This is a genomic window from Nesiotobacter zosterae (genome assembly GCF_033843645.1).
Taxonomy (GTDB): domain Bacteria; phylum Pseudomonadota; class Alphaproteobacteria; order Rhizobiales; family Stappiaceae; genus Pseudovibrio; species Pseudovibrio zosterae.
This window is the reverse complement of sequence record NZ_JAWXVZ010000002.1, coordinates 93,740-120,343: the sequence shown is the minus strand read 5'-3', so window position 1 is coordinate 120,343 and position 26,604 is coordinate 93,740. Positions and strand designations below refer to the sequence as shown.

34 protein-coding genes and 1 tRNA gene are annotated in these 26,604 nt (G+C 53.6%); 18 read left to right on the top strand and 17 right to left on the bottom strand.

The genetic code is table 11. The annotated features are described in order from the left end of the window. Nucleotides 1–15: 15 nt before the first annotated feature. Together rpsI and rplM are read right to left on the bottom strand one after the other, a co-directional pair. Entirely contained in the window at nucleotides 16–492 is a 477-nt protein-coding gene (rpsI, locus tag Q3Y58_RS03515; RefSeq protein WP_274216520.1) for a 30S ribosomal protein S9, read from the bottom strand. A 3-nt stretch (nucleotides 493–495) separates the two neighbouring features. After that, nucleotides 496–960: a 50S ribosomal protein L13 gene (gene rplM / locus Q3Y58_RS03510; protein ID WP_274216519.1), complete on the bottom strand. Its 465-nt coding sequence runs from the start codon at nucleotides 958–960 to the stop codon at nucleotides 496–498. Nucleotides 961–1,273: 313 nt separating this feature from the next. Between rplM and Q3Y58_RS03505 the strand changes: the two genes are divergently transcribed. Continuing rightward, nucleotides 1,274–1,570: a hypothetical protein gene (locus Q3Y58_RS03505; RefSeq protein WP_319621057.1), complete on the top strand. Its 297-nt coding sequence runs from the start codon at nucleotides 1,274–1,276 to the stop codon at nucleotides 1,568–1,570. Between the two features lie 27 nt (nucleotides 1,571–1,597). Here Q3Y58_RS03505 and Q3Y58_RS03500 read toward each other — a convergent pair whose 3' ends face one another. Then, on the bottom strand, nucleotides 1,598–2,053 hold the full coding sequence (locus Q3Y58_RS03500) for a hypothetical protein (protein WP_319621056.1): 456 nt from the start codon (nucleotides 2,051–2,053) through the stop codon (nucleotides 1,598–1,600). Between the two features lie 191 nt (nucleotides 2,054–2,244). Continuing rightward, on the bottom strand, nucleotides 2,245–2,661 hold the full coding sequence (locus tag Q3Y58_RS03495; protein WP_319621055.1) for a PaaI family thioesterase: 417 nt from the start codon (nucleotides 2,659–2,661) through the stop codon (nucleotides 2,245–2,247). A 199-nt stretch (nucleotides 2,662–2,860) separates the two neighbouring features. On the opposite strand from Q3Y58_RS03495, the gene Q3Y58_RS03490 reads away from it, so the two are divergent. The 3 genes from Q3Y58_RS03490 (at nucleotide 2,861) to Q3Y58_RS03480 (ending at nucleotide 5,732) form a co-directional block, all read left to right on the top strand. Continuing rightward, a complete protein-coding gene (locus Q3Y58_RS03490) occupies nucleotides 2,861–3,688 on the top strand; it encodes an enoyl-CoA hydratase (RefSeq protein WP_319621054.1) in 828 nt (275 codons plus the stop codon). A gap of 53 nt (nucleotides 3,689–3,741) precedes the next feature. Beyond that, nucleotides 3,742–4,173: a CoA-binding protein gene (locus Q3Y58_RS03485; protein WP_319621053.1), complete on the top strand. Its 432-nt coding sequence runs from the start codon at nucleotides 3,742–3,744 to the stop codon at nucleotides 4,171–4,173. A 275-nt stretch (nucleotides 4,174–4,448) separates the two neighbouring features. Then, the gene (locus Q3Y58_RS03480) at nucleotides 4,449–5,732 is read left to right on the top strand and encodes an O-acetylhomoserine aminocarboxypropyltransferase (RefSeq protein WP_319621052.1); all 1,284 of its coding nucleotides are present in this window, start codon (nucleotides 4,449–4,451) and stop codon (nucleotides 5,730–5,732) included. A gap of 71 nt (nucleotides 5,733–5,803) precedes the next feature. Here the strand turns inward: Q3Y58_RS03480 and Q3Y58_RS03475 are convergent, their stop codons facing one another. Continuing rightward, complete coding sequence (locus Q3Y58_RS03475) at nucleotides 5,804–6,922, bottom strand: COX15/CtaA family protein (protein ID WP_319621051.1); 1,119 nt, start codon at nucleotides 6,920–6,922, stop codon at nucleotides 5,804–5,806. Between the two features lie 171 nt (nucleotides 6,923–7,093). Here Q3Y58_RS03475 and Q3Y58_RS03470 point away from each other — a divergent pair, with 171 nt between their 5' ends. Next, nucleotides 7,094–7,309, top strand: coding sequence for a DUF2842 domain-containing protein (locus Q3Y58_RS03470; protein ID WP_274216511.1), 216 nt, complete (start codon nucleotides 7,094–7,096; stop codon nucleotides 7,307–7,309). A 60-nt stretch (nucleotides 7,310–7,369) separates the two neighbouring features. Here Q3Y58_RS03470 and bktB read toward each other — a convergent pair whose 3' ends face one another. Further along, complete coding sequence (gene bktB, locus Q3Y58_RS03465) at nucleotides 7,370–8,560, bottom strand: beta-ketothiolase BktB (protein WP_274216510.1); 1,191 nt, start codon at nucleotides 8,558–8,560, stop codon at nucleotides 7,370–7,372. Between the two features lie 106 nt (nucleotides 8,561–8,666). After that, a complete protein-coding gene (locus Q3Y58_RS03460; RefSeq protein WP_319621050.1) occupies nucleotides 8,667–9,734 on the bottom strand; it encodes a polysaccharide deacetylase family protein in 1,068 nt (355 codons plus the stop codon). A gap of 117 nt (nucleotides 9,735–9,851) precedes the next feature. Between Q3Y58_RS03460 and Q3Y58_RS03455 the strand changes: the two genes are divergently transcribed. Beyond that, on the top strand, nucleotides 9,852–11,063 hold the full coding sequence (locus tag Q3Y58_RS03455) for a GNAT family N-acetyltransferase (protein ID WP_319621049.1): 1,212 nt from the start codon (nucleotides 9,852–9,854) through the stop codon (nucleotides 11,061–11,063). A 24-nt stretch (nucleotides 11,064–11,087) separates the two neighbouring features. Here Q3Y58_RS03455 and Q3Y58_RS03450 read toward each other — a convergent pair whose 3' ends face one another. Beyond that, entirely contained in the window at nucleotides 11,088–13,307 is a 2,220-nt protein-coding gene (locus Q3Y58_RS03450) for a GumC family protein (RefSeq protein ID WP_319621048.1), read from the bottom strand. Between the two features lie 240 nt (nucleotides 13,308–13,547). Between Q3Y58_RS03450 and Q3Y58_RS03445 the strand changes: the two genes are divergently transcribed. The 5 genes from Q3Y58_RS03445 (at nucleotide 13,548) to Q3Y58_RS03425 (ending at nucleotide 18,455) form a co-directional block, all read left to right on the top strand. Continuing rightward, nucleotides 13,548–14,105 (top strand): polysaccharide biosynthesis/export family protein, encoded by a 558-nt coding sequence (locus Q3Y58_RS03445; RefSeq protein WP_319621047.1) that lies wholly within the window; start codon nucleotides 13,548–13,550, stop codon nucleotides 14,103–14,105. A gap of 158 nt (nucleotides 14,106–14,263) precedes the next feature. Continuing rightward, nucleotides 14,264–15,457 carry a glycosyltransferase family 4 protein gene (locus Q3Y58_RS03440; protein WP_319621046.1) on the top strand — a complete coding sequence of 398 codons (1,194 nt, stop codon included), beginning with the start codon at nucleotides 14,264–14,266 and terminating at the stop codon, nucleotides 15,455–15,457. A 23-nt stretch (nucleotides 15,458–15,480) separates the two neighbouring features. Beyond that, the gene (locus tag Q3Y58_RS03435; protein ID WP_319621045.1) at nucleotides 15,481–17,007 is read left to right on the top strand and encodes an undecaprenyl-phosphate glucose phosphotransferase; all 1,527 of its coding nucleotides are present in this window, start codon (nucleotides 15,481–15,483) and stop codon (nucleotides 17,005–17,007) included. Then, the gene (locus Q3Y58_RS03430) at nucleotides 17,004–18,311 is read left to right on the top strand and encodes an O-antigen ligase family protein (protein WP_319621044.1); all 1,308 of its coding nucleotides are present in this window, start codon (nucleotides 17,004–17,006) and stop codon (nucleotides 18,309–18,311) included. The genes Q3Y58_RS03435 and Q3Y58_RS03430 overlap by 4 nt, the downstream gene beginning before the upstream one ends. 67 nt (nucleotides 18,312–18,378) lie before the next feature. Next, nucleotides 18,379–18,455 (top strand) — tRNA-Pro (locus Q3Y58_RS03425). 367 nt (nucleotides 18,456–18,822) lie between these two features. Here the strand turns inward: Q3Y58_RS03425 and Q3Y58_RS03420 are convergent. The 5 genes from Q3Y58_RS03420 to Q3Y58_RS03400 form a co-directional block, all read right to left on the bottom strand. Continuing rightward, nucleotides 18,823–19,074, bottom strand: a complete 252-nt coding sequence (locus tag Q3Y58_RS03420; RefSeq protein WP_319621043.1) for a hypothetical protein — start codon at nucleotides 19,072–19,074, stop codon at nucleotides 18,823–18,825. Nucleotides 19,075–19,489: 415 nt separating this feature from the next. Further along, complete coding sequence (locus tag Q3Y58_RS03415; RefSeq protein ID WP_319621042.1) at nucleotides 19,490–19,843, bottom strand: hypothetical protein; 354 nt, start codon at nucleotides 19,841–19,843, stop codon at nucleotides 19,490–19,492. Between the two features lie 9 nt (nucleotides 19,844–19,852). Beyond that, nucleotides 19,853–20,629 carry a phage antirepressor KilAC domain-containing protein gene (locus Q3Y58_RS03410; protein WP_319621041.1) on the bottom strand — a complete coding sequence of 259 codons (777 nt, stop codon included), beginning with the start codon at nucleotides 20,627–20,629 and terminating at the stop codon, nucleotides 19,853–19,855. Further along, nucleotides 20,622–20,957 (bottom strand): hypothetical protein, encoded by a 336-nt coding sequence (locus tag Q3Y58_RS03405; protein WP_319621040.1) that lies wholly within the window; start codon nucleotides 20,955–20,957, stop codon nucleotides 20,622–20,624. The genes Q3Y58_RS03410 and Q3Y58_RS03405 overlap by 8 nt, the downstream gene beginning before the upstream one ends. Nucleotides 20,958–20,969: 12 nt before the next feature. Continuing rightward, on the bottom strand, nucleotides 20,970–21,131 hold the full coding sequence (locus Q3Y58_RS03400; RefSeq protein ID WP_319621039.1) for a hypothetical protein: 162 nt from the start codon (nucleotides 21,129–21,131) through the stop codon (nucleotides 20,970–20,972). A 111-nt stretch (nucleotides 21,132–21,242) separates the two neighbouring features. On the opposite strand from Q3Y58_RS03400, the gene Q3Y58_RS03395 reads away from it, so the two are divergent. Both Q3Y58_RS03395 and Q3Y58_RS03390 read left to right on the top strand, forming a co-directional pair. Next, on the top strand, nucleotides 21,243–21,506 hold the full coding sequence (locus tag Q3Y58_RS03395) for a helix-turn-helix domain-containing protein (RefSeq protein WP_319621037.1): 264 nt from the start codon (nucleotides 21,243–21,245) through the stop codon (nucleotides 21,504–21,506). Beyond that, nucleotides 21,496–21,855: a hypothetical protein gene (locus Q3Y58_RS03390; protein ID WP_319621036.1), complete on the top strand. Its 360-nt coding sequence runs from the start codon at nucleotides 21,496–21,498 to the stop codon at nucleotides 21,853–21,855. The genes Q3Y58_RS03395 and Q3Y58_RS03390 overlap by 11 nt, the downstream gene beginning before the upstream one ends. A 32-nt stretch (nucleotides 21,856–21,887) precedes the next feature. Here the strand turns inward: Q3Y58_RS03390 and Q3Y58_RS03385 are convergent, their stop codons facing one another. Beyond that, on the bottom strand, nucleotides 21,888–22,136 hold the full coding sequence (locus Q3Y58_RS03385) for an Arc family DNA-binding protein (protein WP_319621035.1): 249 nt from the start codon (nucleotides 22,134–22,136) through the stop codon (nucleotides 21,888–21,890). A gap of 87 nt (nucleotides 22,137–22,223) precedes the next feature. On the opposite strand from Q3Y58_RS03385, the gene Q3Y58_RS03380 reads away from it, so the two are divergent. From Q3Y58_RS03380 to Q3Y58_RS03360, 5 genes are all read left to right on the top strand, one after another. After that, complete coding sequence (locus tag Q3Y58_RS03380) at nucleotides 22,224–22,388, top strand: FitA-like ribbon-helix-helix domain-containing protein (RefSeq protein WP_319621033.1); 165 nt, start codon at nucleotides 22,224–22,226, stop codon at nucleotides 22,386–22,388. Next, nucleotides 22,381–23,526, top strand: a complete 1,146-nt coding sequence (locus Q3Y58_RS03375) for a Rha family transcriptional regulator (RefSeq protein ID WP_319621031.1) — start codon at nucleotides 22,381–22,383, stop codon at nucleotides 23,524–23,526. The genes Q3Y58_RS03380 and Q3Y58_RS03375 overlap by 8 nt, the downstream gene beginning before the upstream one ends. Then, nucleotides 23,526–23,798: a hypothetical protein gene (locus Q3Y58_RS03370; RefSeq protein ID WP_319621030.1), complete on the top strand. Its 273-nt coding sequence runs from the start codon at nucleotides 23,526–23,528 to the stop codon at nucleotides 23,796–23,798. The genes Q3Y58_RS03375 and Q3Y58_RS03370 overlap by 1 nt, the downstream gene beginning before the upstream one ends. Before the next feature lie 106 nt (nucleotides 23,799–23,904). Further along, entirely contained in the window at nucleotides 23,905–24,039 is a 135-nt protein-coding gene (locus Q3Y58_RS03365; RefSeq protein ID WP_319621029.1) for a hypothetical protein, read from the top strand. Between the two features lie 482 nt (nucleotides 24,040–24,521). Continuing rightward, nucleotides 24,522–24,770, top strand: a complete 249-nt coding sequence (locus Q3Y58_RS03360) for a hypothetical protein (protein ID WP_319621028.1) — start codon at nucleotides 24,522–24,524, stop codon at nucleotides 24,768–24,770. Here the strand turns inward: Q3Y58_RS03360 and Q3Y58_RS03355 are convergent. Genes Q3Y58_RS03355 through Q3Y58_RS03345 form a run of 3 tightly spaced genes read right to left on the bottom strand, consistent with a single transcriptional unit; the run spans nucleotide 24,767 to nucleotide 26,574 of the window. Continuing rightward, the gene (locus Q3Y58_RS03355) at nucleotides 24,767–25,054 is read right to left on the bottom strand and encodes a dATP/dGTP diphosphohydrolase domain-containing protein (protein WP_319621026.1); all 288 of its coding nucleotides are present in this window, start codon (nucleotides 25,052–25,054) and stop codon (nucleotides 24,767–24,769) included. The genes Q3Y58_RS03360 and Q3Y58_RS03355 overlap by 4 nt on opposite strands. Then, nucleotides 25,051–26,283 carry a metallophosphoesterase gene (locus Q3Y58_RS03350; RefSeq protein ID WP_319621025.1) on the bottom strand — a complete coding sequence of 411 codons (1,233 nt, stop codon included), beginning with the start codon at nucleotides 26,281–26,283 and terminating at the stop codon, nucleotides 25,051–25,053. The genes Q3Y58_RS03355 and Q3Y58_RS03350 overlap by 4 nt, the downstream gene beginning before the upstream one ends. Before the next feature lie 9 nt (nucleotides 26,284–26,292). Next, nucleotides 26,293–26,574, bottom strand: coding sequence for a hypothetical protein (locus Q3Y58_RS03345; RefSeq protein WP_319621024.1), 282 nt, complete (start codon nucleotides 26,572–26,574; stop codon nucleotides 26,293–26,295). Between the last annotated feature and the right edge of the window lie 30 nt (nucleotides 26,575–26,604).

The window sequence follows — 26,604 nt, the reverse complement described above, 5'->3', positions numbered from 1 at the left end:
GAGAGTTCTTGAAGCTTAACGCTTGGAGAACTGGAAGGAACGACGTGCCTTTGCACGGCCGTACTTCTTACGCTCAACAACGCGGCTATCGCGTGTGAGGAAGCCTTCCTTCTTCAGGATGCTGCGCAGCTCTGGCTCGTAGTGGGTCAGAGCCTTGGAGATGCCGTGACGAACAGCACCAGCCTGACCGGACAGACCACCACCGGTTACGGTGACGGTTATGTCGTACTGGCCATCGCGGTCAGTCAACATGATTGGCTGACGCAGGATCAGCTGAAGCACTGGACGAGCAAAATATTCGTTGAACTCTTTTTTGTTCACGGTGATTTTGCCGGTGCCTGGCTTGATCCATACACGCGCGATTGCGTCCTTACGCTTACCGGTTGCGTAGGCACGGCCCTGAGCGTCCAGCTTCTGAACGTGAACAGGAGCGTCGTTCTCAGTTGGGGCGATTGCTTCGCCCAGTTCCTCTAGGGACTGCAGCTCAGACATAAATTAAGCCCTCTTTGCGTTCTTGGCATTCATGCTCTTGACGTCAACCGTTTCAGGCTGCTGAGCTTCATGCGGATGTTCACTACCAGCGTATACACGCAGGTTCTTCAGCTGCTTGTTGCTGAGTGGGCCACCTGGCATCATGCGCTGAACAGCCTTTTCCAGAACGCGTTCTGGGAAACGACCTTCGATGATTGCGCGAGCAGTACGCTCTTTGATGCCGCCTGGATGACCTGTGTGCCAGTAGTACTTCTTGTTCTCGTACTTCTTGCCGGTCAGGACGACCTTGTCAGCGTTCACGATGATGACGTTGTCGCCATCGTCGATGTGTGGTGTGAAGGTCGGCTTGTGCTTGCCGCGCAGACGGTTTGCTACGAAAGCCGCGAGACGGCCAACGACAACACCTTCAGCGTCGATCAAGATCCACTTTTTCTCGACCTCTGCCACCTTGGTAGAGTGAGTCTTCATTATTCTGTACCGTGTTGGACAGTTGAAATTCAGGCAAGGCACTGGAAACGCCCGAGAGCAGAGTGCCTCTTCGGGATGGGGTGATACGCGCAAACGGACAGAGCGTCAAGCACAAATTTCAACAGCATCCAAACGAAAACCATTTAAAATCAGCATCTTATAAAAATGGTATTATAATACCACACTTTTTCCATGCGTTTTGACACCCTCTGGAGGCATTATCCACCTACGGGCCCCCTAATTCCTTACCCGTTATCACACTCCATAAATCGTGAAGTAGGCTTTCATGGGCAATCTGCGCTAAGCTATGCGGATGAAACTGAGACATCTCATCATCATGTGCCTCATTGCGTCCACTGCCCCGGCGACGGCAGAAATCTTCCGCCCGCCGCCTGCCAAAGAGGGCTACTCCTATCCGGAATGCTATTGCACCAATCGCGGGCAGCGGATTGAGATTGGCGAGCATACTTGCCTGCGCATTGGCAAGAAGCAGATTTGGGCCCTCTGTGACATGTCTTTGAACAGCCCTATTCTGCGCCACCTTCATGAAGGCTGCCCAACTGCATTGCTAAACGCACCAAGCGATCCTGTTGACCGATCAGCCAACTGAAATTGCAGTTGCTGGCACTTTTTGGCCTCAGGCCAACAAGCCCATCACACCGCTGGCTACCGCAGCTACTTGCTGAAGCGCTGCCTTAAACGGTGCGTCATGAACCATCCAGTCCAAGGAAAAAACTGCCAGATAGTAGCTCGCACCCCGAAACATGATGCGGAACTCTGACCACGATATCGGCATGTAGGACACCGGCATGTAGAGCCCCCAGCTACCCTTACCTATCACCGTTGTCGTGAAGCTGTTTGCCAGAACCAGATTGAAGAACACCAGCGTTGAAAACACCACTGGCATGCTGAAAATTTCTGTTTCTTGGTAGAACCATGTCTCGCGGAATGCCCCCATGTAACGGGGCACCTCAGGGATATAGAGATCCCAAACCAACGGCATGGCCAGTACCAGCAAGCCATTCAGCGCCAGAAAGAGGATGTAGAGGCCACTTGCAGACCAGGAAACCGCACGAAACGGCCAAAAGGCCATACGCACTCCGAAACGCCAGATTGTACTCATAACTCAAAAACTACGCCCACTCACCATGCCGAAAACCGGCAGGATCTCCCATACTCATTACTAGAGCAGCAAACGTGATTCTGATTACCATAGTTAAACCGTAGTCAATTCAACCGAGCAGACTACACAGGTTTATGGTGAGTACAGCCGCCCTGCTTCGTTCACTCCTGAGGAGGAATTGAGTAGGTCGACGTCGCGTGGGCAATCATCTCGCCGCCCCCTTGTGGCATGATTTCACAATCAGTCACGACAAGGCGTTTTCCGAGCTTGATGATCCGGCAGGTTGCCACAAGGACCCCCGCCTCTGCTTTTCGCAGGAAATTTATGTTGAGATTGGTTGTCACCGCGAGCGCCTTCGGCCCGACGTTGCCCAAAATTGCCGCATAGCTCGCAAAATCTGCAAGCGTCATCAGTGTTGGACCAGAAACGGTCCCACCCGGTCGCAACTGCTGTTTACCCGCCGTCACGAGGACAACAGCTTTTTTATCTTCAATGGCCTCGACCTGATAAATGCGACCTTGAGCATGCATCTGAGGAAACACGTTATCCAGAAAACGTGTCACCTCTTCCGCGCTCATTAGTTGGTGGTCCATGAGCCCCTCCTCCCACGACAGTGTTAGCTATGACAAAATCTACGTAGTTACACCAGTCAAACTAAGGGCGTATTTTGGGAGAGCAGACGGTTTAGCCCTTGAACATAGCAAAACGATATTTGGCAGCAGCAACAAACGCCGATAGATTGCGGGCAACAATCATTTCATTAGGGGGTAAATGCCAATGACCGAAGAGGCAACCGAGGTATCCACTGAGCAAACCAAAGCACCAGTTGCAACACTCCTGCATGAGGGTGTGTTTCGCATCGTAATGCAGCGCCCGGAGAGAATGAACTCCCTGTCCCATGAGATGATGGAAGCCCTGTCACAAGCGCTGGACCAAGCTGCGCACGACAGCAACGTACGGGTTATTCTCATTGGCGCTGAGGGTAAGGTTTTCTGTGCTGGTCACGACCTGAAGGAGCTGACCGCAGCCCGCGCACAAGAAGACAAGGGTGCCACCTTTTACCAAGAGACTTTCGACAAATGCGCTGCTTTGATGCAAAAGATCGTCGAGCTGCCCAAACCCGTGATCGCTGTAGTAACGGGCGTAGCCACTGCGGCCGGATGTCAGCTGGTGGCTTCCTGCGACTTAGCTCTTGCAACTGACACGGCAACGTTCTGCACACCCGGCGTGAACATTGGCTTGTTCTGCTCCACCCCCATGGTCGCCCTTTCCCGGAATGTATCACGCAAGCAAGCAATGGAAATGCTGCTCACCGGCGAAAGCGTTGACGCCTCAACGGCAAAAGAGTTTGGCCTGATCAACCGCATCATTCCAAGCGACTATCTAGAAGTGGTGGTACAAAAGTACGCAGAGACAATTGCCGCAAAGTCGGCACATACCGTCGAGATCGGTAAAAAAGCGTTCTACCACCAACTGGAAATGCCATTGGGTGAGGCCTATCAATACGCCTCAGAAGTCATGACGCAGAACATGCTTGCAGGTGACGCGGAAGAAGGCATCAACGCCTTTTTGCAAAAGCGCAAACCAGAATGGCGTGATAGCTGACCACTGCGGCTAGTCCAAAGGCACCTCTTCAGACAGGGATACGGAACGAACATATGAGCACACTGACTTATAGCGACGACTTTATTGGACAGATCCTGAAAGACACCAAAACCATTGCCTTGGTTGGTGCTAGCGCCAAGGAAGACCGGCCCAGCCATGAAGTCATGAAGTTTCTTCAGAGCAAAGGGTACAAGGTCTATCCAATTAATCCGGGCCTTGCTGGCCAGAAGCTGTTGGGAATGGATGTTCTCGCCTCGCTTGCCCAGGTACCTGAAGCCATCGATATGGTTGATATCTTCCGGAATGCGGAAGCTGCTGGTGCTGTCACCGATGAGGCACTGGAGCTCGCAACACCCCCGAAGGCGATCTGGATGCAGCTGCAAATCATCAACGAAGAGGCTGCGAAGAAGGCTGAAGACGCGGGTGTGAAAGTCGTCATGGATCGATGTCCAAAGATCGAGATCAAGCGCCTAGAAATTGCCTAGCAGCGTCAAAAGCGTCACCCAAAACGACACAGCCCCGCCAAATGGTGGGGCTTTTTTCTGATGAAGCTGAGCTCAACCTTTAGCTGAGTTCTCAAAGCCTTAGAAATTGCAGCGCACGCCCCAGCAGCGCTTGCAAATGCTACGCATTTATAGGCATAGTCCCCACGGCGATTTCTAAACACAAGAGTGTAAAACACTCACGCAGAACGGACTTTCCAACGTCTGTGCTCGCCATAGGGCCATCATCATCTCTCGGTCTTAACGGAGGACATTCAATGAGCGATCAATCCAAGGGCTTTGACACACTTGCCGTACACGCAGGTGCCAAGCCTGACCCGACAACCGGCGCGCGAGCTACGCCGATCTATCAAACAACATCGTTCGTCTTTGATGATGTGGACCACGCAGCAGCGCTGTTTGGCCTGCAGGCCTTTGGCAATATCTACACCCGTATCACCAATCCAACCACCGACGTCCTCGAACAGCGTGTGGCTGCTCTGGAAGGCGGAACAGCGGCGCTTGCAGTGGCATCGGGTCACTCAGCTCAGCTGCTCGCGTTCCACTCCCTGATGGCACCGGGCTGCAACATCGTTGCGGCAAAGCGTCTGTACGGCGGCTCCATCAACCAGCTGACACACTCTTTCAAGAACTTCGGCTGGGGTGTGAAGTGGGCGGAGAACCTTGATGCAGCAAGCTTCAAGGCTGCAATTGACGAAAACACCCGCGCGATTTTCATCGAAAGCCTTGCCAACCCGGGCGGCGTTGTCATGGACATCGAAAGCATTGCGGCGGTCGCACATGAAGCAGGCGTACCGCTGATCGTCGACAACACAATGGCAACCCCATACCTGTGTCAGCCTCTCAAACATGGTGCGGATATCGTCCTCCACTCCCTCACCAAGTTCATGGGCGGCCATGGTAACTCAATGGGCGGCGCAATTGTTGACGGCGGCACATTCGATTGGGGCGCATCAGACAAGTTCCCAATGCTTACCGAACCACGCCCAGAGTACAACGGCGTTGTCCTGAACAAGACATTCGGCAACATCGCCTTTGCGATCTGCTGCCGTGTTCTTGGCCTTCGCGATCTCGGACCAGCAATCTCTCCGCAAAACGCCTTCAATCTCCTTACCGGCATCGAAACGCTGGCCCTGCGCATGCAGCGTCACAGTGACAACGCGCAGAGGGTTGCCGAGTTCCTGCAGACCCATTCCGCTGTTGAGTGGGTATCCTATGCAGGCCTGCCGAACGACCCGTTCAATGCGATGAAGCAGAAGTATTGCCCGAAAGGTGCTGGTGCGGTCTTCACCTTCGGCCTTAAAGGGGGCTACGACGCGGGTGTGAACCTCGTAAAGAACCTTGAGCTGTTCTCCCACCTTGCCAACATCGGCGACACCCGCTCACTGGTCATTCATCCAGCTTCCACCACACACCGCCAGCTGACGGATGAACAAAAATCAGCCGCAGGTGCAGGTCCGGACGTAGTTCGTGTCTCCATTGGCATTGAAGATGTTGAAGACATCATCGCAGACCTCAATCAGGCCCTGTCTGCGCTTTAAAAATACGGATCTCTCCGGAGGACCAAGGGCGGCTCAGGGCCGCCCTTTTCTATTTGCCACATGTGCTGGCGTCAGGCTGATATCGCCTTCAACGTTTCGGGCGACTTTTTCATGCCGGCGCGTTCCTTCTGGATGAGGCATACCTGTTCAACCGCAAAGCCGAGAACAAACACCGCAACTGCCTGATGCGCCAATGCGCGGTAGAGCTCAACATTGCTCAGGATTGTCAGAACACCCAAGAGCACCTGAACCGCAATGGCAGTAACGAGCCACACGGCATTGCGCTTAAGCCCTGAACTGGTCGAAGCCCGCAGCACCAGTACAGTTTGATAGGCAATGACTGCGGTAAGGAAGTAGGCCATCATGCGGTGTTGGAACTGAACGGTCAGAACATTCTCAAAGAAGTTCAAATACCAAGGGCTCATGATGAGAAGGCCATCGGGAATGAACTCGCCATCCATCAAGGGCCATGTGTTGTAGGCAAGCCCCGCATTCAAACCGGCAACAAGGCCGCCCAGAAAGATCTGAGCGAAGACCAGCAGCATGATGAACCATGCCAAACCAAAGTTGCTCACGTCAGCCTGCCGCTCCTCTACCCTCTGCGATAGCTGTGTTGGAGCCAGAAGCCGGGCGATGTAGAGCAGATAGCCAAAAATGACACAGGCGAGCGTAAGGTGGATCGCCAAGCGATACTGGCTCACATCAACGCGATTGACGAGCCCTGAGGCAACCATCCACCATCCAATGGCGCCCTGCAGCCCACCAAGAAAGAAGCCCACCACCAGCCGCGGCTTGAGCCATGGCTCGAGATTGCCGCGCAACCAGAAAAACACCAATGGCACAAAGAACGCGACGCCGATCGCTCTTCCGAGCAATCTGTGCCCCCACTCCCACCAGAAGATGAACTTGAACTCCTCAAGAGACATGCCCTTGTTGATGAGCTGATACTCTGGGATTTGACGATACTTCTCCAGTTCCTCCAGCCACTCTTCAGTCGTGAGCGGAGGAATGACCCCGTGGATGGGTTTCCACTCCGTGATTGAGAGACCTGATTCCGTCAGGCGTGTCGCACCGCCGACCACAACCATGCAAAGGATCATGAAGCAGATCGCGTAAAGCCAGTATCTGACCGGGCGCCGCTTGCGCTCCAGCTCACCCAGCGGATCGTGTGAATATGAAGCTGTTTTCATTCGTTTTTGTCTGTCGGCTTGATCTTTTTCGCTATATAGGCCACCTAGGATCTTGAGACAGGCTATAAGGGATTTTTCGTAATCGCCATTTGCAAAATGGTCTTATAGCCAAGAAAACAGTCGGCACGAGCTCAGCAGCCCTGAGTAAAGTCGGCATAGGGGAGCATGGAAATGCCAAGCAGCCTTAGGCGCTTTATTGGGATGGTCTTTCTGGTGACGTTTGTGGTGGTTTACTGCTTTGTGGCAATGGTCATCGGCGACATCACCATGCAGGGCAAACATTGGGCCCTTCAATTTGTCTTCTTTGCAATTGCAGGTCTTATATGGACCGTACCGGCGGCCTTCATAATCAAGTGGATGTATAAGACCACCGATACACAGCAGTAAGGCAAAGCAAAGAACTGGCGTAGCGCACCACCAACGGGCACGCTCCGCCAGTCCCGAGAGTTATCCCAGGCGCTCAATGATAAGAGCAATGCCCTGCCCGCCACCAATGCACATGGTCGCAAGGCCGTAGCGCCCTCCGGTCCGCTCCAGTTCACTCAAGAGCTTGAGCGTGATAATGGAACCGGTAGCACCAACGGGATGGCCCAATGCAACTGCGCCACCATTTGGGTTTACCTTGGCCGGATCAAACTCCAGATCCTTGGCTACTGCCATGGCCTGAACCGCAAACGCTTCGTTCGACTCAATCACATCCATATCGGCGACCGAAAGGCCTGCCTTCGCCATGGCCTCAGGCACGGCGCAGATGGGGCCGAGGCCCATGACGTCAGGGTCCACACCTCCAAAACCGTAGGAAACGATACGAGCACGCGGCTTGAGATTACGCTTTGAGGCTTCGTCCATGGTGGAGAGCACAAGAGCGGCTGCCCCATCGTTGACGCCAGACGCATTGCCCGCAGTCACAGAACCTTCTTTCCTGAAAGCTGGACGGAGCTTGGCCATGCCTTCGAGCGAGGCATCAAAGCGCACATGTTCATCCTGATCAAAAACGAACTGCTTGCGACCCTGCTTAACGGAAACGGGCAGGATCTGGTCCTTAAAGTAACCTGCTTCAATGGCATTCTTCGCACGAACATGGCTTTCTACAGCATACGCATCCATTTCTTCACGGCTAAAGCCGTAGCGATCTGCAATACGCTCTGCCGTTATGCCCATGTGTTCCTTCTTGAACGGATCATGAAGCGCGGCGAGCATGATGTCCTTCACTTCGCCGTGGCCCATGCGATAGCCGAAGCGGGCCTTGTCGAGAAAGTAGACGCCATTGCTCATGCTCTCTGCACCACCGGCAAGCGCAATCTTGCTGTCGCCAAGGGCAAGAAGCTGGGTCGCACTGACGATGGACTGGATTGCGGAGCCGCAAAGTCGGTTGACGTTCATGGCCTTGGATGACTCAGCCATGCCTGCATTCAGCGCAACAGCGCGCGACAAGTACACATCTTCATCGCCCGTGGTCACGATATGACCAAACACGGCGTGATCTACCTCAGCAGCCTCAACGCCCGAGCGCTGGATCGCCTCCTTGGCAACCAGCGTTCCGGTCTCGATGGGCCGCATGGATGCAAGGCTACCGCCATAGGAACCCACTGCTGTTCTAACGCCATCTAGGATGACAACATCACCGATCTGAGGCATTTGCCTTCTCCCTAAACTCCCAAATAAGCAAAAGCATATAGTGGGCAGACTTAGGTGTCTTGGTGGAACTGCAAAACTGGGTCAATGGTCTGACCTATAGGTCACATCAGGCGATCTTGCCGCGAAGCTTTGAAACGAGATTGTACAACGCAAACGGCAGTCCCGTGAGGAAAAGCGAAACCATCTCGCGGCTTTGATGGTAGCCGTTCAAAGAGACACGCGGCAGCTGCTCCCGACCCGAATAATGGGATGCCTTGATCATGCCCGGCCTCGTCGTTACGCAGCAATCATAGCCAAGGGACCGCAACACACTGAAAGCCTTTTGGTCAGCCGCCCCCGCAAAACCATAGGGATAGGCAAAATGTTTGGGCGCCATGCCAAGCTCTGCAACCATCCGGTCAACACCGCCAAGGACTTCCTGTTTCAGCTGCGTCTCGTCCAGACGCTCAAGGGCCGCATGTGTTGCTGTATGAGCGCCGAAGGAAACAAGTGGGTCATTGCCCCACTCTCTCAGTTCCTCCCATGAAAGAACCAGTTCCTCGCACAGAGCTTTCAGATCAAAATCATAGTAGCCGGCGGTCGCTCTCAAGATACGTCGCTGCGCATTTTCATCGACCTCATTCATCAGGAAGTGTCGCGCTTCAGTAAAGGCCGCTTGCTTCTCCTCGACCGTGCAACAGGGATATGAGCTTAAAACAACATCGTCATGCAGCTCAAATACGTCCCGATCCGCAATGAGACGTTCCAACGCCACCCACCAGATCTCAGAGGACCGGTCGCAAAAACCGCTTGTGATGAAAACGGTGAAGGGAACGCCGTGGTGCTTGAGAACAGGATAAGCGATCTCAAGATTGTCCCTGTAGCCATCATCGAAAGTCAGCGCAACAAACCGAGGCCCGGTGTACCGCGCGCCCAACTGCAACCGCTCCATGGCCTCAGTGAGAGAGACAAACTCAAGCCCCTCTTCTCGAACTTGAAGGATCATTGCCTCCAGGAACTCTGGTGTGACCTCCAACATGCCATTGGGTTGAAACGGACGATCTGATTCCGGCAGGACCCGGTGCAAGGTAAAGATCACCCCCATTCCCTTGGTAGGTCGTGCCAGCACCTTGCCAAGGCCAGACATGGAGAGCAAACGCCCAGCAAGGGCAATCAGTTTGTCGCGCCGATTCATTCTTTGGTACCAACCCTGATGCTGAGTATTTCATTAGTAATTATTTACAATTGTTCGTTTAAGAGTGTTCGCCGAATAGATTTAAAATTTTCCTAGTGTTTTAAACTGATGGCCCAGGTGAGCATACTTCTTGACCAAGCCTCAGATGAGGCCGACCAAGCGCCAGATGCATCTCCAATCTCTGGTTTGGAGATCGAACTGCTATGGTCCCTACAAGAAGCGACAGCCTATTGGCATCAACTGGAAAACAAGGCCGCACAAAGCGCCTACAGCTCCAGCGCTTGGGTCATACCTTGGCTTGAGAAGATTGCCCCGTCAGAAGATGCAGTCCGTGGGCTCTTCCTTATCGGCCGACTTGACGGTCAACCCGCTTTTCTGCTCCCGATTGCGCTTCATCACACTTGGGGGCAGACAGTCGCCTGCTGGATGGGTGAATGCTACAACAATCAGAACACGGGCACATGGTCGTCAGCTCTCATAGGCACTGACCGATCAATAGATCTTCTCCCTCGCATTGAGGCCGCATTGCGCGCAGCAGGCGTCGATATCATCTGCCTGCGTAACATGCCTGAAGAACTTGATGGCAGACCATTCCCGCTATGGCGCCAACACATGGCCCGCAGCACCAACCCGATCTTTCCCTTTAAGCTTGAACCCGACTTCCAGCGTTTCTATGCCGCCAGACGAAGCAAGGCGGCCCGAAAGAAACTGACCGCCAAACGTCGCAAACTGGAAGCCTCAGGTACTCTCACCATTGGAGCAGAGCAAACTGCCCAAGGCCACCGGGAAGCCGTGCAAGCAACAATCGATCAGCGCTGGGTGCGTCAGAAAAAAACGGGCGTTCCCACCGCGTTTCGCAGTTCATGCCACGAACGATATCTCCATGAAGTCTTTGCGCTGGAATGCCGCGACAACCGCAGGCGCGCTTATGAACCTGTTGTCCATACACTCAGGCTCGATGGTGAAATCATAGCCACCGTTCTTGGGCTGATCCTTGGTGGCCGATACTACTGCTATTGCACATCGATCCGGATGGATGCGCATTTGACACTTAGCCCAGGCGATCACCTCATGCATGCTGTTATCGAAGACATGTGCAATCGCGGTCTTCAGGTGTTTGACATGGGGCTTGGAGAAGAGCGCTTCAAGAAAGCTTGGGCTGAACCAGTCTACTTGTGTGACTGGATCACGCCCCTAACGCCCGGCGGCGCACTGATCGCATCTTATTGGGATCTCAAACTGGCAGTGAAGCGCCACCTTAGAAAGTCTCCGGGCTTTTGGCGAACCTACAAGAAGATGCGTGGTTTTTTCAGGCGGATGGGGCTTTAACCCCTCTCCGCCCCTCTTCCGGCTCTATGCCGCCATATCCGAAGACAAGCGCCCGGTCTCAGAAACATTCTTGATGCACTCTACTTCGACAGGCGCATCCGTGTGCTTTTCCAAAACTGAAAGCGCACGCTCCAACTCTGGTCCAGCCGGAGACCCATCGGTAGCCACAATCACCCGGTCAGCTTCAGAGAGCATTTGAGCGCTGATCAAGCTTGGCTCAATCAAACCAATATCCGCAACGATGACATCATAGGTCAGGTCCAGAGCTTCCATGATCAGGTCGTAGCGCCCACCCATGACGACATCATCGCCAATCGGTGCTTCACCCGCGGGAATGACATGCGCGCGGGAAACAGGGTCACGATGGATCACCTTGGTGAAAGCCGCAGAGCCCTGCAGCAACTCAGCAAAGCCAGGCCCGTCAATATCGCGAGTTGTCGGCAGAGCCACTTCCACTTCAACGTCGACCGCCAGCGCCTCGTGTTCTTCAACCTCGGAACGCACCTCAAGGAACAACGGCATGATGCCAGACTTCGCAATCCGCCGCGTACACTCAAATGCCACTTGATTGGACAGCTTTGAACTATCCACACTCAACACGACGATACGCTGAACAGCACCGCCTGCACTTGCAACGGCATTTCTCATCGCCTGCCCTGCGCTCCGCTCCTGCTGAGCGGTAACGACCTGCTCTTCCTTTGGAGCTGCCAGTTCACCCTCTTCGGTGGTGGCCTCCACGGCTTCGATAGGCTCGGCTTCAACAGCCGGTTCTTCATTCGCGTAGGACCGGACCACAGCTTCAACCACTGTTTCAGTCGGGCGGGTTTTCTCAAGACCTTTGGCAACAACAGGCGTAGCCGACGAAACGGCCGGAACTGTATAAAGCTCACGGCGCAGCACATCACCGTTGACCAGCGCCCGCACAATAACAAAAACCGACCCCAAGAACAGAGTTGCAAAAGCGAAGATCGCGGCCAACGCCGTAGGCTTTACACCCGAGCGCTGAATGGGCGGAGTAGCACGGGAAATGACACGCGCGTCGGCATTCAGGATGCCAGCACCTTGCAGAACCTCCGCTTCACGCAGGCGCGTCAGAACTGAACCGAGTTGCTCCGCTTTTGCCTGAGCCTCACGCTCCAGCTCTTGCAAGCGCACTTGATCAGCCCCGGAACGGGCCGCCTGCGTTTTCAGCTCATCAAGGTTCTCATTCAGATCAGCGACCCGCTGCTGGGCAACCTTGGCTTCGTTCTCAAGCCCTTGCATGATCTTCTCGGCTTCCGCACGGATTTGATTGTCATAACCGGCCAACTGAGAACGCAGCGAGCGCACCTGCGGATGGTTTGGCAAAAGCGTGGTCGAAAGCTCTGCAATGCGGGTTTGCAGTTCGATCTGTCGCTCACGCAAACGCTGGATGAGCTGAGAACTCAGAACCTCAGAGGCCGTTTCCAGATCTCCGCCGTTCTGCAAAAGACCGCGAATAAGATCTGCACGCGCTTCAGCTTCAGACTGACGAGCCAGCGCATCAGACACCTGCGAGCTCAGCTCGGTCATGCGCTGTTGTGTGAGCGTCCGGTTTTCAGAACCCATCAGCAGGTCAGCGCTTGCCCGAAACTCTTCTACCCGGCGCTGAGCCTGTTCAACGTCCCGGCGCAGGCGTTCCACCTGTGGTGCCAGTGCCTGTGCTGCATCTGCGTTGGCTTCCTGCTTGGCAGCATTTTGCAAGGACCGATACTGGCTGACGACTTCATTTGCGATCCGCGCTGCCAGCTCCGGGTCCTTTCCTGTAAACGCAACAGAAATCACACGCGAACCATCAACGCGGTAGACTTCAAGTCCCTTCATCAGCTTTTCAAGAGCGCGTTCTTCAAGGCTGATTTCTTCGTTGCCAGCAGACACGCCCAGAGCTGAAAGGAGGCGTTCGCTCAAGCCTGGTTCTTTTTCTGAAACAAAACCTGAATCCCTCGTAAGATCGAGTTCCTTGACAACCCGGCGCGCGAGATCGCGAGAGTTCATGAGTTGGACCTGACTGACAATGCCCTGCTCATCAAGAAGTGCCCGTTCGCTCTCCCCCGCGCCATTGCTGCTGGGATAGACCAGATTGGCCGTATCTATCAGAACACGAGACTCACTGGTGTATTTAACGGGAAGAAACTGCGATGCCACGAGAACGCAAAGGCCCACCAGCACAGAGAGAGGAAGAAGCCAGAGCATGGCCCTGAAAACTTTCTTCAGCAGGATACTCATATCCAGAAAAACATCTTCCTGCGGCACTGTGGAACCCTCGTTACATACGCAAAAAACTCACGTGTAAAACAATGCATAAACAGGGTAACCAATCAGTTAAACAAAAGCGCCAAATATTTATCTCAGGTTTAGACTTCGGCAAGAATTTCCCTGATAAGTCGGGGGCAACGAACAGCTTCATTTAGAGAATATTTACCCTGAAACGCCAAAATCTGCAGTAATTTCCGTGGGGACGCTTCAATGAAGAACAAATTGCTTGCGCTTGCGCTATGCGCGGTTGTGCTGGGTGGGTGCAGTGGTTACCGGCAGCCTCCCGAAGCATTTCATGAGAGTCTTCTTCAGCCCTACACCTTTGAGACAAGTGATCGCGTACGCGTCACCGTTTTCGGACAACCGGAACTTTCCAACACCTATAGCATTGATCAGACCGGCAACATGTCCGTTCCGCTGATCGGCACACTAAAGGCCAAGGGTCAAACGCCAGCCCAGTTGGCAAACACCATTGAAGCGAAGCTTCGAAACGGCTTCATTCGCGAGCCCGACGTCTCTGTGGAAGTGGCAGAGTATCGACCGATTTTCATCATGGGCGAAGTTCGGAATGCCGGTCAGTACGCTTACATTGCTGGTATGACAGCGCAAAACGCCATTGCAACCGCAGGCGGCTTTACGGCCCGCGCAAACCAACTTGATGTCGACATCACCCGGCAAATGAACGGTGAAATCCTTCAGGGGCGCGTACCAATCACGGATCCGCTGAAGCCCGGCGACACGCTCTACATCCGCGAGCGCCTGTTCTGACGCAGCGTCCACAACACCATTGAAGTGCATCAGACACACGTTTACCGTTTGTTATCCCTCTCTTTTAACGCGAATCCCACTTATCTGGATTAGATAATTTTATCTAATGAGAAATGGCTAGGCCACTGCTGCAGGTCTGGTCGATTGTGGAGGTGGGAATGAGCGCATCACAGCTCAGGATTCTGCACTGCTTGCGCGCGCCCGTTGGAGGTGCATTTCGTCACGTTCTGGACCTCGCCAGTGAGCAAGCCCGAATGGGGCATGCTGTCGGGCTGATCTGTGACAGCGAAACAGGCGGAGAAAGTGCCAAGCAGGCACTCGCCCAGCATGCCTATCAGTTCCAACTCGGTGTGTACCGCTTCCCGATGCCGCGATCCGTCTCCCCCAACGACGCTGTTACACTTTTAAAAACAATGAGAACGCTGTCTTTGATCAAGGCTGATGTGGTTCATGGTCACGGCGCCAAGGGCGGCGTTTACGCCCGCCTTGCCGGGACACTGTCCGCAGGGCGCAAGGGCAAACTCAAGCGTATCTACAGCCCCCACGGCGGCAGCTTGCACTTTGACAGCACTGCGCTCAAGGGTCGGATTTACCTGGGTCTGGAGAAAGCGCTGCGGGCCTTCACAGATGCCATTTGCTTTGTCTCTCGCTCTGAAGAGAATACCTACCGCTCCAAGGTGGGTGATCCATCCTCATTCTTTAAAATTGTCCATAACGGCCTGCATGAACGCGAGTTTGAGCCGACCCTGTGCCTTTCTGAGGCAGAAGATTTTCTATACTTCGGCGAACTTCGCGACTTGAAGGGGACAGACGTTCTGATTAGCGCGCTGAAGTTGCTTAATCATCGAACCGGTAAGAACCACACTCTTGCTATCGTTGGCGATGGCCCTGACATGGATGCCTACAAGGCACAGGTTGCGGATCTCGAACTTGACGAGCATGTTCACTTCCACGGGCGTCTCCCGGCCGCTCAGGCGTTCCGTCTTGGCAAGACGGGCGTCATGCCATCCCGAGCAGAAGCATTTCCCTATGCAGTTCTCGAAATGATTGCAGCGGGGAAACCGCTCATCGCCACCAATGTGGGCGGCATTCCAGAAGTCTACGCCGGTCACGAGCACCTTCTCGTCCCGCCGGGAAGCGTTGAGCAACTTGCAACAGCAATGGAACACGCCGCCCGCCGCGATCCAGCATATCTAAAAGAACTCAATGACTTGAAGCATTCGGTTCACACACGCTTCAATGCCAGCCGCATGGCTGAAGAGATAACCACTCTCTACCATCCGCCGCTTCATTCCCAAGAAGCGCACACGCAGGCCCGCCGCTCCCGCGCTGCGAGCGGTCGCCACGCCTGAGCTCACCCAAAGGTCGATGCAAAATGACTACACATACCGACTTTCCCCAGAGCGCCCGCACCTTGCTGCCAGAGGAATTTCGATCTCTGCCACAACACCCTCACCTTTCTGCTGAGGCGCTTGAGGTCGCGGCCAGCCTTCAACACGACACGATCTCACGAAAGGTGCTCGATGGCTCAACGCGCCTCTATGATGCTCTGGTCGTTGTTGGCAGTGGCTTTGCCGCCTTTGTCATCTCACAGGGTGCCCTTGTTCCTGATACCAACACACTGTTCGCCCTCGCTGCTGCACCGTTGATGGCGCTTGTCTTGTTCCAGATCGCAGATCTCTACCAGCCGACCATCATGCGCCGCGGTCTTGAACAAGTCATGCGTGCCGCGGTGTCGTGGGCGCTGGTGTTTGCAGGTTTGTTCGCCTTGGCCCTTTTGGTCGTCCCAGCTGACAAGATCCCTGTAGATCTTCTTTCCAAATGGTTTGTGATTGGTTTGGCGGGCCTAATTGCGGGCCGGGTTGTGCTTCGCTTGCTGGTTGGCAGATGGATGCGCGAAGGCCGCCTCAACCGGCGTGCCGTGCTCATCGGCGGCGGCAATGCCGCAGCAGAACTGATCGCCGAACTTGAGCGCCACGCCCACAACGACATCGACATCTGCGGCATCTTCGATGATCGCAACAACGATCGTTCCCCGCCCTCGGTGGCCGGCTACCCGAAGCTTGGCACCGTTTCCGACCTGGTTGAGTTTGCCCGCATCGCACATATCGACATGCTACTGGTGACAATCCCAATGCGGGCGGAACAGCGCATCCTTGAGCTCATGCGCAAACTCTGGGTGCTTCCCGTCGACATTCGCCTATCTGCCCACGCCGACAAGCTGCAGTTCCGCAATCGCGCGTCTTCTTTTGTGGGCACCGTGCCTTTCGTTGACGTGGCCCAAAAGCCGATCACCGACTGGGACACCATCCTCAAACGCATTTTTGACCTGACCTTCGCGGTAATCGCATTGCTTTGCCTTTCCCCCATAATGATCGTGACAGCGATAGCCATACGACTGGACAGCCCTGGGCCGATCCTCTTTCGGCAAAAGCGCTACGGCTTTAACAATGAGCTGATCGAGGTATTCAAGTTTCGGTCCATGTATACGGACCAGACGGACACCAATGCCAGCAAACTTGTCACCAAGAACGACAGCCGTGTGACCAAGATCGGCCGCTTCATTCGCAAGACGTCCATTGACGAACTCCCTCAGCTGTTCAACGTCCTGAGCGGCTCCTTGTCCCTTGTTGGGCCGCGCCCTCATGCCCTGTCCGCCCAGGCTGATAACAAGCTCTACGAGCAAGTCGTGGATGGGTACTTTGCCCGTCACAAGGTCAAGCCCGGTGTTACCGGCTGGGCGCAGATCAATGGCTGGCGTGGAGAAACCGACACGGCAGAAAAGATCCAGAAGCGTGTCGAGCACGATATCTACTACATCGAAAACTGGTCGGTCCTTTTCGACCTTTACATCCTCTTCCGCACACCCATCAGTTTGCTAAATACAGAGAACGCGTATTGACCCATGCCGCCAACCATATGGACGCTGGCAGTCGCAGCGGGCATTGGGTTCTGCGGATCCCATTGGAGGCGATTGTCCGGCTATCGCTTTTCCTGCTGATTTCCGTCAGTGGGATGGTGATGGTCGAGCCAGCACCTTACGACCTGATGGTGCTTGGATTGGTTGGTCTTTACGCGTTTGCCGGCCTGGAACTGAGGCGCAGCCACACCCCGCTCCTCTTGCTGTTGGGCATGTGGATCACGGGCGGAATCCTCACAATCACCGTTTCCGGAGATCTGGGCGTTGCCACCCGCTACATTGCCATTTCCACCTTTCTAGTCCTCTCCGCATTTCTTTATGCAGCTCTCCTGACCAAAGAACTGAACCGCATGAAGACGCTGGAGCGCGCCTACATATTTGCAGGCCTCCTATCAGCATGTGCAGGCATTGTTGGGTATCTGGATCTTTTTCCAAACGCCTATGAGCTCTTCACGCGATATGGGCGGGCAAAAGCCGCCTTCAAAGATCCGAACGTTTACGGCCCATTCCTGCTGCTGCCGGCTTTGTTTCTCACCTATGACATTCTCACAAAGCCGCTGAAGACCTCGCTCTTCCGTCTGGCACTGCTCATGGTACTGGTTCTGGGCATTTTCCTGAGTTTTTCTCGAGCGGCCTGGGGCATGCTGGTGTTGTCAGGTGGAATGGTGTTTCTCCTCGTCTTCATCAATGAACCCCGAAAGGGACGGCGTACCCGTATGCTCGGCCTTTTGGGCCTTGTGTTTATTGCCGCCGTTGTGCTGTTTGCCATTGCACTCAGCATTGATGAGATCGCTAATATGTTCTTCGAGCGCGCCAAACTGGTGCACTCCTATGACAGCGCCCGCGTTGGCCGCTTTGCCCGCCATATTCTCGGCTTTGAAATGGTCACCGAACGCCCCCTGGGTCTTGGCATCGGCGCTTTTACCGATTACTTCCCCGAAGAAGAGCACAACGTCTACCTCAAGGGGTTCACGACGTACGGCTGGCTTGGCGGGTTTGCCTATGTAACGCTCATCGGCATCACCCTTTGGAAAGCGACTGCCCTCATTTTTCAGCCCCGCCCCTACCAGAAATACGTCGTATGTTTCTATGCGGCATTCCTGGTTCATGTTCTTGTTGGGCTCATCATTGACACAAACCACTGGCGCCACTTTTTCTTGCTACTGGGCGGCATGTGGAGCCTGATTGCCACTGAAGCTGCACTCAAAGCGGCATGGCGTTTTCCACTAGGATCGCATGGTGGCAAATCTTCTGTCTTGATCAAATCAAGTGAAGCAGGTAACTAAACCCATGCATCGCCGCAGCTTTTTTAGCGGCCCAAAACCTGTAAACACCGGATGGTTTTGGCATGGACGGGTAGTAGCGCAGCCTGGTAGCGCACTTCACTGGGGGTGAAGGGGTCGTCGGTTCAAATCCGGCCTGCCCGACCATTAAAATCAATGACTTAGAAGCGAATTTGTGAAGTGTTCTCTTGAACTACTGTTCAAACCAATCAGGCGTTGGTTCGGCACCTATAGACGCCAGACTTGACATGAAAACGCCGATGCACCATAAACAGTGTTGCTACACGACTGTTTCGTGATTGCCTTCAAGCAATCAAGACACGGCTGGCCCCACTGCACTTTGTGTTTCAACACTCTGTTGTACGGGCCAGTTTTCTTATGTCAGCGGCTCTACAGTGTATCCGTATTCAAGACCCGTTCGGGCCAGAGCCTCCCATATTAACGGGAGGCTTTGTTTTAAGTCATAGGACAATACGGGTAACATCTCTCGGCGCTGTTTCAATCGGTTGCCACGTCATTGCCGAGCCTCTTCAATTTTGCCCTGAACTTTTCCATGCAATTTGATTGCCGCCTCGGCGTCCATCCGAGCTTCATAAAGCTCCCCCAAAGCATAAGTTCCGAATTCAGGCATGTATGAGTCGACTAGCTTACGGCAGGCATCAAGAGCCTTTTGCGCCTTTAGTTCTGCAAGCCTCCCATTCACTTCCTCTTTCTGCTCTGGCGTCAGGCACTCATCAAGCACATCACGTGCTGGTACTGTTTTCATCCCTCTCCAAGCTCCTCAATGTTTCTGTAAATGCCTTCTGTGCGTAGTCGCAGGCCTCCTTGATTGTCGGCCTGTCACTGTCTGAATACCGCACCGGCTCTAGACGCGGTATCTTGCGGCCCTTGCTGTCTGTGTGGTACTTGGTCATCACTTCACCTCATAAACATAGTAGCCGCCACGCAAGAACTCTTGCCCGAATTCTTCTTCCCTGTTCTATACGTACTTCTCCATTTTCTCTGCGGCTTCCTGTTCTGACTTTGCTTTATAAACACGTGTCACGGGCTCTACACGGTATGCGGTGACCTTGTATTTCTTTGAAGTCATGCTTTTACCTCCTGATTTAATTTAGCACAAATTGGCGTAAGTTGCTGTAAAATATATGGAATGGCGACGCGGGAACGCCGCCCGTTCCGGTCTAGTTTCCCTGCTCGGCGCGCATCTTAGTTATTCTTTTCAGAGAGGCTTTGTTGAGGTTGTTGGTCGCGTAGTTCCCAATAAGGTGCTCATGCTTACGCACCACACTTGCTGCCTTTGCCTGCGCCCGTGCCAGTTCGATTTGTGCCTGAGTAACCTCTTGCAGGATAGGTGCCGCTATTTTGCGGCCTTCCCAACTCCCCTCTATTAGGACGGTGACTAGATCGTCGTACAGGACGAATAGAGCAGTCTCTAAGTGTGTTTCGTTGTCAAGAACATGGACAAACTCATGGTCCGTCAGTTCTCTAGACGTTATAAATCGCCTTCCAGACGGGAATTGAATTACCTTTGACATGATAGACTCCTATGCCGCTTCCGTGTCATCACCAAGAGGAAGAAACAACGGAGCGCCGCCGTTCATTTGCTTGCTGATGTGTAGTATGCCCTTGCCTGTCACCAAAGTTTGGTGATAAACGACCTTCTCTCCTGTCTTGTTATGTCGATACGATTTCTCGACGAGGCGGAATAGCTTCCGATCGACGTACTTTTGGTATGGAACTGTGGTGTGCTTGAAATATCCGTTGTCACGAAGCCAGCGCGTCAGGCGGTTTGGTCCGGTCTTTAGGATCTTCGCGGCTACGTCCAATGTCTGAGCATTTACCGCTTGGCTGATATCGTCATAGGCGTCAACCTTCGGCTCCATTTCCTTGACGGCCTTAGCAAGCTGGCTGTTTTCAGCAATGACAGTCATCCGGTTTTCTTCGGAGACAACTAACGCCTTGAGGGCGGATAGGTAGTCTTTGGGAAGCTGAGGCGTGCTTGCCTGATGATGCATCGTCTTGAGCTTTGCCAGAACCGCACGGCGAACAGCCTTGCTCTCACGCATACCGACAAGGGTCATTTGTTCAAATGTCAGCTCGTAAACTGTCATGGTCTGATTGGGGTTATAAGGGTGGGGAATTTTTGTCCCCACCCCCAAGTCATCAATTTCATCCTCAATCTTCCGAAGAAATTTGCTGTTCTTATGAGCCGCCTCACCTGCCGCCTCGCGGGCCGGGTTAATGACCTCGTTGAGAAAGTCCAAAGATGACATCTTGAACTTTTTGTTGTCGTTCATTTCAAAAGAAATAATGTCAGGCATTGATAAAGTCTCCCTTGGTCTGGGTGCTGGAAGTAAGGCCGGTAGGGTGTTGAACTTCGTCAAAGTCACCGCGCCGAATAAGGTCATGCAGATGAATGCGCGCCGTGTCCTGATTGCGCGGGCGACTGCTGGCCGTGTCTGCAATCTGGTTCATCTCACCGTCGAAGGTATCGACCAGATGTAAGATTAGGTTACCGATTACCTCGCCCTCGCCTTGGCAGCGTGGCGCACACGACAAAGCAGACGCCGTTTCACTGATCGTAGAAAGGCACTCGTAGAGCGTGGCAAGCTGGTAATCAGTCAATGCAGCCTTGTTGATGTAAAGCATCAGAACCCCCTCTTATGCAGCTTCTAGAACACGCACAGCCGCGCCGCCGGAAAGGCTCGGACGCTTTGGAGCAGGCACCGCATATGCGTTGCCGCTGTCACGTTCTGCGCGCTGGAACGCAGCCTTGAGAAACGGATCTTTAAAAAGTGCTGAAAGGTTGATTTCGTTTTTCATGGTGTCGCTCCAAATTTGTGTTGCTCAAATCGCCTTGTTGATCTATAGGTATTATGAAATGGCCATTTGGTCAATACCAAAGGTATAAAAAAATAGCTAAAGGGATAAATTATGCTGACAGGACGCCAACTGGCAGCGGCACGAACGCTTGCAGGATTAAAGCAATCAGACCTAGCCAAGGGTTGCGGCGTGTCGGTTCCTACAATTAAAAGATATGAGTCAACCAAGGGGGTGATACAGGGTAATTATCAAACCATACAGAGCATTAGTGACGTACTCCGAGAAAATGGAGTCGCGCTTATTTCGGCTGGCGCAGTATCGCATGGCGCTGGCGCATGTTTTATTGAAAGCGAACAGGTGGGAAATGAAGACTAGAGCGATTGCAGTCGCGCTATTGCTTGGTTTGGCGGGGTGCCAGACAGCACAAATGCCACAGAGCGAGATGGAGGTATATGCAAACCGCGCAGCCGGGGCAGAGATTGCAGCGGCCTCATGTCCGAATGTTGGTGGGTATGAGCAAATCCAGCGGCTCAAGAAGGACGGGGACGAAAACCGGAAGAAGGCCAAGGCCCTTGGGGCGACACGTGCCGACTTCCAAGCCGCATACAATCGCGTGCAGCAACAAGCAAGGTCAGTCGCCATCTGGAATAGCCCTGCCGCCGCTTGTCAGCAGTTAGTAGCTGGCGTTGCGTGGAACGGAACCAGTAAGCCAGAGGGCTTTTGAGCAACACGGGGCGGCAATAGAGCCGCCCTTTTTTATACCTTCCCGTCAAGACCGGACAAAGAAATAACCTTCTCCAAGTCCCTGTTAAGCTTATCCACCTGCCTGTAAAGGTCGGTAATTGCTTCGTCCACCTCCCCATAGTCATGCTTAAAAGACTGCTCTAGCCGCTGGATGATCTCAGCGGTCATAGACCGGCCTTCATTTTCTGCGGCTTGTTTGATCTTCACCTTTAGGGGCTCAGGCACCCTCAGGCGGAAGTATGGTGTTTCATGCTGTGTCATGCCCCATGATTGAACCACTTTTGCCTTGACTGCAATTGCCCTTGTTTGTACAGTGTAGAGGCAATTTTGAACAGAGGAAGAACAAACATGCAGAAAGAAAGCGATTATTTCCGTTTGCGAGTCCCGGAAAAGACCAAGGTATGGGTGCGGGAACGTGCAGCGGAAAACATGCGGTCAATGACAGCAGAGATTAACCACATCCTGGCAACTGAGATGAAGCGAGACGCAGAGAAGGAGGGCGACAATGCGTAAGATTGTGAACAGCCAGAGCAACGACAACAGCGAAATGACAATAACCAGCCGCAGGATTGCAGAACTCACAGGCAAGCGGCACTCTAATGTTCTTCGAGACATTCGCAAAATGATGAATGACTTGGGAGAGGATGAAGCAAAATTTCGAAGCCAGTACAAGGACAGCAAGGGCCGCGCACTGACTGAATACATCTTGCCTAAAAATCTGACCTACACTTTGGTGGCAGGCTATACGGCCAAAATGCGCAAAGCAGTGATAGAAGATCGTTGGGAGGATATAGAAGCGCAAGCGGAAGAGCGGGACGCAGAACAATCATCGCGTGGGGTCTCTATCGAGCCCGTTATTCAGGACGGTGAGCTGCTGTTCTCTTCCCGCATGGTAGCAGAGAAGGCAGGGAAGCGCCATTCCGATGTCTGTCGAGACATTCGTAACATGTGTGAAAAGCTGAATTTAGGAGAACGCAAATTTGCGTCGTCCTATTTTACGGCGCAAAACAAAGAGGTTTTAGAGTACCTCCTCCCAGAGCGCTACCTGATGAACGTGTTGCTTGGGTACTCGGTTGAACTGCGTGACCGCGTAATCACAGAGGTCTACCGACTGAAGGAAGAAAACGCCCGCTTGAAGGCAAAGCCAGCTTTTGAACTGCCAGACTTCACGAACCCCGTTGAAGCTGCCAGAGCATGGGCCGACGCAGTGGAGCAGAAAAACACTGCCGAGAAGGTAGCCAGCGCGACCACAAAGGCACTTGAAGCGGCTCAACCGGCAATCGTTGCAAGTGAAACGTTCTTGAACACAGCAAAAGACATGAACCTGAATGTCGCTGCCAAGGCCTTGGGCTGGGGTCCGCATAAATTCAATGACAAGCTGCGTGAATTGGGCTTCCTGTTCAAGAAGCAGGGTAGCAAGCCGCCAATGCCAAAGGCACCTTATGTTGACAAGGGGATATTCACTGTGCGCTGGATGACATTCACGAAGCCGGGTGGAGAAGAAGGCTCTAGCTACACCACAATGGTGACGCCGAAAGGATTGCTGTACCTTGCTGATCGTTTCTATGCGAAAGGCTTGATCACGACTGAGACGCACAAAGAGGTGAAGGCGCAAATGTCTTTGCCGTTTGATTACAGGAGCGCGGCCTGATGCTCAAATATTTTGTGTCTTGGCTAGCCGGGTTCTGCAAAGGAACATTCTTTTATGCAGAAGGCATTGCCGAACAGACGTTCCCTAAAAAGTTCTTTGATCAAATGACAGAGGAAGAGCGTAAAAAAGCGGCTATATGGTTGCAAGGGTGCTGCATGATAGGTGTCAGGAACCTTCGCCCCGGTCAAGAAGTAACGTCAAATATCAAGGGTCTGTCACACAAGGGCCGAGAACTTGGCGATTTCAAGGTGACGATTGAGCGCGTTTCATAGCACAGGAGGAAATATGACAGACCCACTAGACCACATCAGCAGAGAGGATGTTGAAAGATTATCAAAGGCCGGATTCGCAGTCGTTCCGATCAGAGCGACAAGTCAAATGATAGACGCTGCATATGAAGCCCATGACCGCTTCGAAGACGCGCCGGAAGGAGCGTGGTGCGGTCTTTCATCGGCATATGCTGCGATGATCGCCGGTTATGCCAAACAGGCATACGGGCAAGATAATGGATAGGAGGATCAATGCCACCACGCCCGCCAGAAAAGCCTAGTGAGGCTATTATGGCAGTAGCGGTAGCGTTCTGTGCAGCCGGATCAAAGGAACTACTAGAAGAGGCTGGCAGGCACTACAGAGCTACAATCATAGATCACGGCGTACAGGATATATGCAGAAGCATATATAAGGTGCGTCAGAATGAACTGAGTCAAGAGGAAAGGAAAGCAGCGTGAGTAAGTTGGAGGAAGGACTTCGCGAACTGGACCACATTGTAGAGTGCATGGAGTACGTAGGACTCACGGGGTCAACCCGGATCAAGGCAGCGGCAAAGAAGATAAGGGAGGGCTTAAAGGAGGGTGAGCGCAGCTAGGCCGCGCCCATAAATGGAGACCACTGGGGGACGGGTTGCAGACCGTCCTTTTTACACTCTGAGATATTGACAATTTTAACAATCTACATGACGCTATCGGCGTTTCAGAAAGTGATTTGGAGACGCCGGTATGACACATTTCCCCGCCGCAGAAGAAGCTATTACCCTGCTCTCTCAGGACGTTGCAGACGCATTTAAACAGGCGGCTGAGCAATTGATGCTTCCACACGTTACAATGCGCCCACACGTTCTTAAGAGCGGGTCAGAGTGGGTTGCAGAATACGGAGAAGTTCAAGGGCGAGGCGTCACGCCGATGGAAGCCTGTCTTGAGTTTGACGCGGCATGGACCGGCGCACAAAGGGACAGTGCAGCGGCCTAGTCTTCACTCGTCTCATGCCAGAGAAGGAATAGGATATTGCAGGCGGCGTGTGCAAGGTGATGAATGCCGGTTTCAGGATCTTCCTTTTCGCCGCGATGGAACGCGCCTAGATGCCTATAGAGCGCATCCCAATAGCGCTCCTTTTCAACCTTTGACCAGTTATCAGGGGCATATTTACGGGCCCCGAATGTGAGAACGTCCACCACTTGCGCTAGAGGCCGTGCCAGCGACACAAAAAGAAGCGCTGGCATAGGCTTCAACTTATCGTCTTTAAGTCCACTCATAAAACCATCTCCGGCCGTATTGTTAGGCGCCCTGTTTCGCCATACTCTCGATGATATGTGATGACCTGCGCCGACCTCTTGGACAGGTAGCCAGATGTCGCGCTATGCGCGTCGGCCGGGGCTAGAGTCTGGTGTTGCTCCACTTCCATAAGACTGTCTTCCTTGGCTTTTATTTGGTCCTTGTGGTGGAAATGCCCGATATGCGCGTAGCTGTATTTTGTCCGGCCGTAGATGTCCCTGAACTTTGCCGCCATGGTCTGCGCGATTTGATTAACGCCGCGCCGGTGCCCGTGATGGAAAAACAGAGACGTATTGCCAAACTCGAAGGCGTGGAACAAGTCGGCCGTAGTGTCTACGCTGATCCTTGGCTCATGCTCGTAGAGCACAGACAAGAACTCACGCATCATGACCGAGCTCGACATGTCGTGGTTACCGGAAACCCATACAAGGCGGACTTGCCCGTGTTTTTCAAGCATTGCCTGCACAATCCGGCGCACGATTGAGAGCGCCCGCCTCACAAGCTTATGCCAACGTGTGTCAGCGTCTAGAAGGTGCCCGCTCGTTGGAGTTACGGCCGCTAGACCGTCCCAATGCAGGAAATCGCCAAGTTGTGCAAGTACGGCCGTATTAGCGGCCGGAGCCTGATCAATGGCAGCGCCGAACCACTTCACAATCAGGTCCTCGGCTTTGTCCATATCCCAGTCTGCGACCCGCGTTTCATCTTCATCTGCTAGCATACCCAGATGATAGTCAGTCAGAACATAGGTGGCGCACAGGTCAGAGTCGCCCGGCCGGGGCGGTTCAACTGCGGCCGCGCGTGGTAGATCGGCTTTGAAAGCGTCGATTATTTCACGTGCAATGAACTCCGGATCAAGGCGTTTCCGGTCTTCCTTGATCCATTCTTGGATAACCCGGCCTTCACCATCGACTAGCGTAGATCGGCCTTTGACCGCTAGCCCGGTGTCCGGCTCGAAGTCCTGAGGCCGTTCCTCTGCGTATTTGATCGACCGGCCCCTGACATTGCCTTGCGCGTCTTCTGAGACGGTCACAGAGCGCGTTTCCATCCCAGCCGGGGGATTGCCGCCGTTTGGAGATAGGCGGTTCAGGCGGCGCCGGAATGTCGTGCGCGGGATCTCGAAGCCTTGGGCTCGAAGGTATTTGCAGGCGCCCTGTTTTGTTCCTACTTTGTCATACGCGGCGATAATGTCCGCGTCGCTTGGTCTAGTCAACTGCGGCTCCTATCGCATCGGCATGAATGGCAGGAATTTGATAACCAGCCCTGAAACCGTAGCTGAAGCGGTGGCGACAAAGGTATACGCCTTCAGACTACCCTTGCGCTCGCTCTCTCGCTTGACCATCGTTTCATTAAGCTGCGATATCTGCGCGCTGATCTCTGCCGTTTGCGCGTCTCTCTTGGCGTCCTGCGCTCTCATGTGCGCCGTAACGCCTTCTAGCGCCGAGTGAAGGGATTTTACTTCCCCCTCCAAGTTGCCAATGGCACGAGCTGTTTCGTCCATCATTTGGCCTTTACTGGCTTCCACCCGCACAGC